The organism is Thermus sp. (assembly GCF_056332225.1).
In genome coordinates this window covers 1-1,146 of the sequence record NZ_JBWGQW010000124.1, presented here as the reverse complement: position 1 = coordinate 1,146, position 1,146 = coordinate 1, and the positions used below count along the sequence as shown (strand labels likewise).

At 74.8% G+C, this 1,146-nt stretch carries 1 protein-coding gene; it reads right to left on the bottom strand.

The genetic code is table 11. The annotated features are described in order from the left end of the window. On the bottom strand, positions 1-1,046 hold a 1,046-nt coding region (locus AC01Y6_RS10425; RefSeq protein ID WP_476671452.1), incomplete at its 3' end, for a PcfJ domain-containing protein. Positions 1,047-1,146: the final 100 nt, after the last annotated feature.

Genomic DNA, 1,146 nt, shown 5'->3' with positions numbered 1-1,146 from the left:
GCCAGCTCCCGGGCGAAGGCTTCCACCTCCGGGGACACCTCCGCGTTCCCCGGGCCCCGCACCTCCACCGCCCGCCAGCCCCCAGGGGCCCGCCGGAGGGCCAGGGTGGCCACGGGGCGGCCCTCCCCGTCCCGCAGGCCGAAGAACCGCTTCTCTCCCAGGAAGACCCAGGTCCAGTCCTCCCTCCCCAGGCAGTGCCCCATGGCCTTGCCCTCCTCCTCCAGGGCCTCGGGGGAGAGGAGCTCCACCGCCACCAGCCCCCCACGGGCGAAGGGCCCCGGGAAGAGGGGCTTGGGCCTCCCGAGGATCCGCTCCGCCAGGGCCCTAAGCCCCAGGTTCTTGTCCCGGAGGGCGGTGAAGCGCCAGGGCTCCTCCAGGGCCCGCTTTAGGAGGTGAAGGGCCAGGAAGGCATCCTCTCCCCCCGGCCCGCGGCCCCAGGCCCGCAGCACCGCCACCATGGCCTCCTCCTGGGCGGGCGAGGGGTCCGGGTCCTCCGCCAGGAGGCCCAGGAGGAGGCCCCAATCCTCGCGGTCCAGCTCGCGCAACCAGGGAACCCCCCGCCCGGGCTCCTGCAGGATCCCCGCCCGGAGGAGGAGGGAGAGGAGCCGGGAGAGAACCTCCCTGGGCACCCGCCCCTCGGCGAAGGGAGGTTCCTCGCGCACGCCCCGGGTGAGGCTCGGGTAGGCCAGGAGCCAGCGGGCCTCCCCCTCCCCCCAGCCCTGGGCCCGGAGCAGGGCGTACCCCCGGCGCAGGAGCCCCCGGTAGGCCTCCCAGTCCAGGAAGCGGTGCCCCGGGGAGAGGAAGGAGAGCAGGGCCTCGGGGTGGCGGCGCCACTCCCGGAGGAAGCGCTCCCCGTCCAGGGCCAGGAGCCTGCGGGCGTGGAGGCAGGCTGCCGGGCTCCCAAGGTGCCGGAAGACCTCCCAGGGCTGGAAGGCCTCGCGGAAGCCCCGGGAGGCCTCCTCGTCCCGGAGCCAGCGGGCCAGGGCCCGGTCCACCACCTTCCCCACCCGCGAGGGATCCAGCTCCAGGAGCCAGGCCCAGGCCACCGGGTCCCGGGGGGTGTGGGTCAGGGCGGAAGATCATCATGAGCACCAGGATAAGCCCGAAGACCAGCCTCTCGTACTTGGCGGGGTCCACTTGGCTTGG